12 protein-coding genes and 1 pseudogene are annotated in these 7426 nt (G+C 62.4%); 12 read left to right on the top strand and 1 reads right to left on the bottom strand.

The window, feature by feature from the left end:
* The 10 genes from JCM9942_RS08275 to JCM9942_RS08235 form a co-directional block, all read left to right on the top strand.
* The coding region (locus tag JCM9942_RS08275; RefSeq protein WP_256202336.1) for a HipA family kinase at positions 1 to 582 on the top strand (582 nt) is incomplete at its 5' end.
* On the top strand, positions 579 to 1421 hold the full coding sequence (locus JCM9942_RS08270; protein WP_054658975.1) for a DUF3037 domain-containing protein: 843 nt from the start codon (positions 579 to 581) through the stop codon (positions 1419 to 1421). The genes JCM9942_RS08275 and JCM9942_RS08270, both read left to right, overlap by 4 nt.
* Positions 1422 to 1547: 126 nt before the next feature.
* On the top strand, positions 1548 to 1838 hold the full coding sequence (locus JCM9942_RS08265) for a hypothetical protein (RefSeq protein WP_054658974.1): 291 nt from the start codon (positions 1548 to 1550) through the stop codon (positions 1836 to 1838).
* Positions 1839 to 2690: 852 nt separating this feature from the next.
* Positions 2691 to 2996, top strand: a complete 306-nt coding sequence (locus JCM9942_RS08255; RefSeq protein ID WP_054658972.1) for a hypothetical protein — start codon at positions 2691 to 2693, stop codon at positions 2994 to 2996.
* Positions 2993 to 3127: a hypothetical protein gene (locus JCM9942_RS20140; RefSeq protein ID WP_256202335.1), complete on the top strand. Its 135-nt coding sequence runs from the start codon at positions 2993 to 2995 to the stop codon at positions 3125 to 3127. Before JCM9942_RS08255 ends, JCM9942_RS20140 begins: the two co-directional genes overlap by 4 nt.
* Positions 3124 to 3612, top strand: coding sequence for a hypothetical protein (locus JCM9942_RS08250; protein WP_054658971.1), 489 nt, complete (start codon positions 3124 to 3126; stop codon positions 3610 to 3612). The genes JCM9942_RS20140 and JCM9942_RS08250 overlap by 4 nt, the downstream gene beginning before the upstream one ends.
* 386 nt (positions 3613 to 3998) lie before the next feature.
* The gene (locus JCM9942_RS19420) at positions 3999 to 4226 is read left to right on the top strand and encodes a hypothetical protein (protein WP_145974368.1); all 228 of its coding nucleotides are present in this window, start codon (positions 3999 to 4001) and stop codon (positions 4224 to 4226) included.
* Positions 4227 to 4237: 11 nt separating this feature from the next.
* Positions 4238 to 5065, top strand: coding sequence for a hypothetical protein (locus JCM9942_RS08245; protein WP_145974366.1), 828 nt, complete (start codon positions 4238 to 4240; stop codon positions 5063 to 5065).
* A gap of 210 nt (positions 5066 to 5275) precedes the next feature.
* Positions 5276 to 5587: a hypothetical protein gene (locus JCM9942_RS08240; protein ID WP_145974367.1), complete on the top strand. Its 312-nt coding sequence runs from the start codon at positions 5276 to 5278 to the stop codon at positions 5585 to 5587.
* A gap of 37 nt (positions 5588 to 5624) precedes the next feature.
* Positions 5625 to 5885 (top strand): hypothetical protein, encoded by a 261-nt coding sequence (locus tag JCM9942_RS08235; protein ID WP_157722833.1) that lies wholly within the window; start codon positions 5625 to 5627, stop codon positions 5883 to 5885.
* A 1-nt stretch (position 5886) separates the two neighbouring features.
* Here the strand turns inward: JCM9942_RS08235 and JCM9942_RS08230 are convergent, their stop codons facing one another.
* Positions 5887 to 6288 carry a hypothetical protein gene (locus JCM9942_RS08230; RefSeq protein ID WP_054658967.1) on the bottom strand — a complete coding sequence of 134 codons (402 nt, stop codon included), beginning with the start codon at positions 6286 to 6288 and terminating at the stop codon, positions 5887 to 5889.
* Positions 6289 to 6327: 39 nt separating this feature from the next.
* Between JCM9942_RS08230 and JCM9942_RS08225 the strand changes: the two genes are divergently transcribed.
* Complete coding sequence (locus JCM9942_RS08225; RefSeq protein WP_054658966.1) at positions 6328 to 7212, top strand: DNA cytosine methyltransferase; 885 nt, start codon at positions 6328 to 6330, stop codon at positions 7210 to 7212.
* A pseudogene (locus tag JCM9942_RS20135) lies at positions 7188 to 7426 on the top strand (DNA cytosine methyltransferase); the annotation flags it as partial. The gene JCM9942_RS08225 and the pseudogene JCM9942_RS20135, both read left to right, overlap by 25 nt.

Raw genomic sequence — 7426 nt, 5'->3', positions numbered from 1 at the left:
TTGGCCGTTTCATTTGGCCTGAACCTACCTGACTTCGCCATTGCAATAGCCCCATCAGCACTTGTTCGACTGCATCCGGAAGGGAAAGACTTGGGTACCAGCCCTGTCTTTGCTTCCAAAGCAATCGAGCAGCTGAGCTGGCTCAACTACGCATCCAAAGAGCTGATTCCACTGCAGGTTCGTAGGGACATCGCCGTATTCGACTGGTGGGTTCACAATGCTGACCGGACGCTCACGGGCAATGGTGGCAACCCCAACCTGCTGTTCGACACCAGCACATCCGAGCTGATCGTGATCGACCACAATCTTGCATTCGACCCTGATTTCAACGAGGAAGCCTTCCTCAGTACGCATGTGTTCAGTGATGAATGGCGCGGCCTTTGCCAAGATCTCATGGAAATGGCAAATTACCGGACTAGGCTCAACCAAGCACTTGCAGCCTGGGACCAAGCTTGGCAGCAGGTCCCCGACGAGTGGCTGTTCCATGATGATGAGCAGTCAATACCCGTCAACTTCGATGCAGTAGCCTGCAAGACATTGCTTGAGCGCTGCGATCATCAGGATTTCTGGAGGATGGCATGAAGACTAAGGTCGCTTGCCAATACGCGATTGTAAGGTTCACTCCTTACGCCGAAACTGGCGAATTCGCCAACGTGGGCGTTGTACTCGCGTGTCCGGAGATCAACTACCTGCAAGGCCAGCTCGCCCCGCTGAAAAGAACGCTGCGTATAACCAACTTCTTCCAGGGATTGGAGGCTCGCATATACCGGGAAGCAATGAAGTATGTGGCAACAGAAATAAATCGCGTCGAAAATGCAGTAAAGCGTGAGGAAATCCCGGCTCATTTTGCTTTCGATTCAATCACGCGCCCACGTGAAGCACTTGTCACCTTCAGCCATACGCGGGTGATCTTGTCTGAGTCCCCAGAAGTAACTCTGAAGCAGCTATATGACCGCTTCATTGAGCGCGACTTCGCGACCAAGGAGTATCACGAGCAAATCCTCACCAAGGGGGTTGGCAAGATCCTAAGCACTGCGAGGCTGAAGACCTACTTCGATGACAGGGCCGTTGGTGACGACACGTACAATGTGAAGTTCCCGTTTGTCTCCACGAACCCAGATGTTCCACAGGTCGTCATCAAGCCGCTCTTTTTAGGCCACGATGAGCCGAACAAGATTTTTGAGCATGGCGGCACATGGGTCCACAGAATTGCCAGGCTCAAAAAGCACGGCCTGATGCCGAGACATACTCTTTTTGCCATTGATGAACCTGATGCAACAGCGGGAACTGCTATAACGAAGCGCATCAAAGCAGCGCGTGAGATCAGAAACGAGCTTCAGGATTTAGATGTGCAGATCGTCATGTCTGACGACAAAAATGGGCTTTTAAGCTTTGCTGAACTTGCAAGACCGACGTACTGAAAGAAAACCCCGCTCCGGCGGGGTTTTTTCGTAGGGGAATTCCTACACCGGGCAACGGGATGCGCTGATGGTTCCGGGCCTGCCGCGGCGCGACGATACGGTCATTCCAATAGCCAGCGGTGCTCCGTGTCCTACCCTGCCCTGCGTGCCGATTTCGATGCCCTGGCCCTCGATATCTTCGAGAAAGGCCCATCCATACAGCGTGCCGAGCTGACGCCGCTTGTCCAGGAGCTATGCGGCCTTGCCCTGCAGACGCTCGCCGCCGCCGAAGGCTGCGAGGACCGCCAGCCGATCACACGCTCGATCTGCACCATCCTGCATCGGGCCTACAGCCTGTCCAGCGCTGCCGAGCAAGCCAGTCACCTGCGGCAGCGGTTGCCGCACAGCAAGATGCCGGAGCTGAGTGCCCGTTTCTGATCAGCCTTCCCCCACGCAGCAGACCAAACTCGCCTATCGGTGGGCCTATGCCATGTATCCATAAGGCATCTGACTACCGAGACAATCCCTTGATGATTTCCGCTTGGGAGCGCGTATCCATGATCCTATCGATGGGAGCACCGCACTCCCTAATGATCTCTGGGAGGGTGCAGATTGCAGCGACACCCTGCTTTTGCCCTGAGTAGTCGAAGTACGAAGTTCTTAGCCTATCGCCTGAAAATATTTGGCGTAGCGCGACCCGTGCGCCGTCTCTGAAGTTTGCAGACGATCTAGCGTCATAGGGAAGGGAGATAGCTCATGGTCATCAACTCTCACTTGCAAGAACTGACGGTCAATGGGGGCGTTGCTCATCGCTACGAATGCAACGCCATCCTGGCTAGCAGACAGGCCAATCCTCGCGGATGCGGATGTGATGGTGCATATCTGCATATCGGTCATCTGATCGGTTCGTTTACTGACCGTCCAGTCACAGGCTAAAGCGCAGTTAGGCAAAAGCAATAGAGCTCCAACGACCGGTCCGCACAGTCTCTTGTCCACCTATCAACTCCAAGAAATGTTTAGCCGAAATACCGCGGCAGGCGCGATCACGCCCCTAGGATAGCTTCTCTCCCACCACCTCTCCGGCACTTGCGCAGTTGCATCGACGACACAACGTGCCCCCTTGCCGATGGGTTGTTGTTGCACCGCCCACGATAATGAATGAAATCGCTGCGGTTCAGGATAACTAAACGCTGATTGTAAACTCTATGTTGACCAGTACATCAACTTGATGTTTACTCCATCCATCGCCCCACGACACTCCCATCCGGGAAGGGGCATGGAGACAGCCAGATGGACGCCGTAGGCCAGCAGCAAGCCACGCCGAGCCAGGTGCAGACCCCGTCCTGCATCGTGCCGTGCCCCAACATGATCTATGCCCGCCCCCGCAACCGGGCTGAATTCGACGCCATCTCGCTGCCGGCCACTGTCCATGACTGGAAGGCTGACGCCACCAAGACGCTGATCGAGAGCGATGGACGCAAGTGGGAAAGCCGCTGCACGTCCAAGTGCCTCGACCATGATGGCGTCCTCGTGTTCTTCCAATGGGTCGATTACCGCCACGCTGAAGTCGACGCGCACACCGGCGGTGCCGCATGAGCGCCAAGCTCGAGCGCGAGCTGGCTCGCCGGACCCGCGAGGACGCCATCTTCACGACGGTGATCGCCGCCATGGCTTTCTGTGTCGGCGCCGGTGTCATGGCGCTGCTGCAGGCAGGGGGTGTCGTATGACCCGCGCCCTCGCCTTCGCTCTGGCCGCCCTGCTGACCGGCTGCGCCGCCACCGGAGAGCCCGAAGCCTCCGCGGTTGATTCGACCAGCACCGCCGGCGACGTAACCATCCCGACCAACCTGGTTATCAGCAGCCCGCGCATCTGCGCAGCGCTCGCCGTCTACCAGATGGCCAAGCACGACGACTGGGGCCTGCGCGCCACCATCGCCCACGCCACGCTGAACGCCTTCGAGGCCGGCGGCGTGCCGAACTGCACCACCGGCGTGGCCGTAGCGCTGACAAGCGACTTCTCCCCCCGTCGCTGGCAGGACGCACTCGACGCCGTCGACGCCGTCACCAGCGGCTCCTATTCCATTTCCCCCGACGCCTGCCTCCGGGCAACCGCGGTTGTCCCCCTGTCATCGGTGGTCAACGCCAAATCCCCTCCGGCAGTTTGGGGGCAGTGCGTCATGCATGACCTGGCATTCGTGGAGGTGCAGCTGTGATCCGCGACATAAGCCTGCAGAGCGTAGACGCGATGTTCGACGCCGAGTTCGGTGCGCAGGTGCTTCCCCCGATCGCACCTCCCACCGACCCACATGCGGCGGCGGCCAACCCTGAGCCGGCCCCACCCAATGCGGAGCCGCGGGGATGAATCCGCCGGCGGCGATCTACCTACTGGGCCACGGCCTGGACGCGATTGTCACCAAGTCCCCACGCGTCGCGACTGCGCAAGACCGCCTTGATCGCTACGAGCTAGCTCAAGCTACGCGCCACCTTCCCGCCTCCCCCTGCGCGTCCATCTCGGTGCCCAGTACCGGGAGGCATGGCGAAAGGGTTGGTTCCCTCGCTTCAACCGCTACAGCAATCCGCCCTCCAAAGCCCGCCGGCCATGCGCTCCCACAACGCCCAACTCGACATCTTCGAAGACGACCCGATCCGGCTTGCGAAGCGTAATGCAGCCGCTTGCCGCGTCGCTGCAGAGGTTGCCCGGGTGGATCCGCATTGGACAGCGCGCGAGCAAGTTGCACGCCACCAGCACTACCTCGCCGAAGCAGAGCGATACGACCGAATAGCCAGCGCAAACGGACAGCGCGCGCAGACACCGGCCTCAGATTGAAGGAGCAAGCAATGACCAGTCAGACCCTCCCCGAGTGCACCTGCCCAAGCGGCAACGGATCACTCCGCTGGCCCTGCCCTGCCCACGGCAGCGCGGCCGCAGACCTGAGCCGGGCCGAAGCCCCGCCGGCCGTGGTCGTTCAAGCCAGCTCCTTCCGCGTGATGAACATGGCCCTGTGCATCTTCGACCAGAGCTGGTCGCTGGATAGCGACTACCTGCGCTGCCGGGCCTGCCGGAGCCGCCAGCTCACCAACTACGCGAATGAGCCGTTCGAGCACGCCCCCGGCTGCGAGTTGGCCGACGTTTTGCCGGCGCGCCCCTGGCTGGAGCTGCTGCGCATCCTGGCGCCAATGCTTGCCTGCCCCGTCGCCGCAGCGCCGGCTGATACCTGGTTCGCCGATCAGCTCACCGCGATGGGTGAAGTGATCCCGCTGGCCAGCGCCCCCGCAGCGCCGGGGATCGACCTTGAACAGTTCCGCGAACGCATCAAGGCTGCAATTGTGCGCATTACGACGGGACAGGCCCTGATGCGCGTACCTGCAGACCAGACCGACCCGGACATTGTCCTCGCAGATATTCTGTCCCTGATCGACACCAGCCCCAAGGGCAGCTGCGATGCGCGTGAGCACTTTCAGGACCGACTGGCCGAGATCGAAGGCCGTCCGCGCCCGGAGCCGGAAGTCGATGAGGTCGAGGAAGTGATTGCGTCCCTCGGCGACGACGCCGCTGCCATGCTCGACAAGAACCCGGAGGATGAGCGCGCATTGAACATGCAGCGGGCCGCCGACCTGCTGGCCGAGTTGCAGCCCACCAGCCACGGCGCGGGGGTGTCGGAATGAATGCCAACTTCGATACGGACGTTATGCGCACTCTTCACGCTCGCGGCCCGAACGGAATGATGACCTACGTAATAGCGAACTGTCTGTCAGCAGGCCGCAAGCGCGTCCCAACTTCAAAGGTTCGGAGTGCTTTGGAGCGTCTGGAGCGGGTCGGGGCGGTCAAACGCGTGCCATCGGTTTATGCGCGCCAGATTTGCTGGGCGGTGCGCCATGACTGACGACATGCAGCGGGCCAGGGAGTTGCTGGCGGCGGTGTTCAACGACGAAGGGAGAGAAGCTTTCGCTCTCGGAGGCGCCGATGCTCCCGTGGTCGTCACTGTGCAAGGCGCGCTTACCGCCATCACCGCCGCCCTGCGCGCCGCGCCGGAGGGGCTTGCTCTGGTGCCGGTGGATTTGCGCACAGGTGCAGGGTACGAAGTGTGGGAGGCCGGTATCCGAGTTCGCAATATGGGCGGAAGCGTCGAGGAAATGTGGGCGGCAATGCTCGCCGCCCGCCCGCAGGGGGTGAAGGATGGCCCGTGATATGCCCATCGGCCTATGCGCCGTCTGTGACAACAACTTGGACCTGAGCGACGCGGGAATCTGCAAGACCTGCGGGCAAGGCTTCTGCTGGAACAGCTGTGGAACCTGGCATGGCGGTCAGCACGCCTGCCACAACTGCGTGCCCGTTGACGACGGCTGCCCACACTGTGGCGACCCGGACTGCGACACCGATTGCGGGGAGCGTGCGGAGATCTTCCGGGAACACCGCCGCAATCAGCTACTCGACATCGAGCTGGACGACGATGAAGACAGCCCGCAGGAGGCGAGCGATGCGTGATCTATCGCTTCCGCAGCAGCTCAAGCTCGCCCAGCACTTCCCGCAGCCCAGCGTCCGACTCAATGCCGCGCTGGTACGGGCTGCCTTCGTAGTAGCCAGGCCTGAGCCAGCGTTCAGCGCGATTGCCAAGCACCGCATCGGCGGCGTCGTGCAGCACCTCATGCCGGGCGTTCCTCTGCAGCAGCTCCAGGCGGTCCGCATAGGCGTCGAGGAGCGTGCCCGCGCCCTTCAACTCGCCGCCCGGGCTGCGCGTAGCCATGCGTGCGGTGTGCAACTGCGCCGCCAGCGCCAGCAGCAGGTGCCCGGTGTCCGAGTGCGGGCTGTCCAGCAGCTTTGCGGCCCGGTTCTGCGCCGCGGTGTAGAGCTGCGCGCGCGTCTGGTGGGTGTAGGGATTGGTCGCCATGCGCGGATCGTAGCGCTGGCATGTATCAGGAGGTGATTCATGGCTGACGGCTCCCTGCGCTTCAACTTCCCGCTGCCGCAGTTGTCCCGGCTGCGCCCGGGCGAGATCGTGGTGGACCTGTTCGCGGGCGGCGGCGGCGCCAGCGAAGGCCTGAAGCAGGCGCTGGGCATCGACCCCGCACTGGCCTACAACCACGACGAGCAAGCCATCGGCATGCACGCGGCGAACCACCCGCTCACGCAGCACCACCGCGAGGACATCTGGCACGCAGATCCGCGCATGGACGTAGCCGGCCGCAAAGTCGGCTGGTTCCACGCCTCGCCCGATTGCACGCACTTCAGCCAAGCCAAGGGCGGCCAGCCGCGCAGCCGCAAGACGCGGGCGCTGTCGTGGGTGGTGCTCAAGTGGGTGGGCCAGCTGCTGGAAGCCGACAAGCGCACCGGCGGCAACACCGTGCCGCGCATTATCAGCATGGAGAACGTGTGGCAGATCCTCACGTGGGGGCCGCTGGTGGCAAAGCGCTGCAAGGCCACCGGCCGGGTGCTGCGCATGGATGGCAGCGTGGCCGAGCCGGCCGAGCGCGTACCTGTGGAAAACCAGCAGCTCATCCCGGACAAGCGCCACAGCGGCCGCACCTGGCGGCAGTTCGTGCATGCGCTGGAATCGCTAGGCTATGCAGTGGAATGGCGAAAGCTGGTGGCCAGCGACTACGGCGCCGGCACCAGCCGCGAGCGCCTGTTCCTGCTCGCCAGACGCGATGGCCAGCCGATTCAGTGGCCCCGCCCGACACATGGCAAGGCGCACGGCCTGATGAAGCTGGTCACCGCCGCTGACAGCATCGACTTCAGCGACCTGGGCCGCTCCATCTTCGACCGGCCGCGCCCATTGGCCGACGCACCATGCGCCGTATCGCCAAGGGCCTGAAGCGCCACGTCGTCGATGCCGCCGAACCGTTCTTCCTCACCGAGTTCGCCAACGCCGGCAACGGCGGCCGCACCTGGTCGGCGCAGGAGCCGCTGCGTACCCAGTGCGCTGGGGTGAAGGGCGGGCACTTTGCGGTGGTGGCGCCGGCGCTCGTCAAGTTCAAGGGCGACAGCATTGGCCAACCGGTCGATTCCCCCTTGCCGACGATCACCGC

The organism is Stenotrophomonas pictorum JCM 9942, assembly GCF_001310775.1.
Lineage (GTDB): Bacteria > Pseudomonadota > Gammaproteobacteria > Xanthomonadales > Xanthomonadaceae > Stenotrophomonas > Stenotrophomonas pictorum.
This window is presented reverse-complemented; position numbering and strand designations above follow the sequence as displayed.

Bases quoted from the DNA above. Each gene is read 5' to 3' on its own strand.
- JCM9942_RS08270 (WP_054658975.1), top strand. From the start codon at position 579: ATGAAGACTAAGGTCGCTTGCCAATACGCGATTGTAAGGTTCACTCCT.
- JCM9942_RS08255 (WP_054658972.1), top strand. From the start codon at position 2,691: ATGGACGCCGTAGGCCAGCAGCAAGCCACGCCGAGCCAGGTGCAGACC.
- JCM9942_RS20140 (WP_256202335.1), top strand. From the start codon at position 2,993: ATGAGCGCCAAGCTCGAGCGCGAGCTGGCTCGCCGGACCCGCGAGGAC.
- JCM9942_RS08250 (WP_054658971.1), top strand. From the start codon at position 3,124: ATGACCCGCGCCCTCGCCTTCGCTCTGGCCGCCCTGCTGACCGGCTGC.
- JCM9942_RS19420 (WP_145974368.1), top strand. From the start codon at position 3,999: ATGCGCTCCCACAACGCCCAACTCGACATCTTCGAAGACGACCCGATC.
- JCM9942_RS08245 (WP_145974366.1), top strand. From the start codon at position 4,238: ATGACCAGTCAGACCCTCCCCGAGTGCACCTGCCCAAGCGGCAACGGA.
- JCM9942_RS08240 (WP_145974367.1), top strand. From the start codon at position 5,276: ATGACTGACGACATGCAGCGGGCCAGGGAGTTGCTGGCGGCGGTGTTC.
- JCM9942_RS08230 (WP_054658967.1), bottom strand. From the start codon at position 6,288: ATGGCGACCAATCCCTACACCCACCAGACGCGCGCGCAGCTCTACACC.
- JCM9942_RS08225 (WP_054658966.1), top strand. From the start codon at position 6,328: ATGGCTGACGGCTCCCTGCGCTTCAACTTCCCGCTGCCGCAGTTGTCC.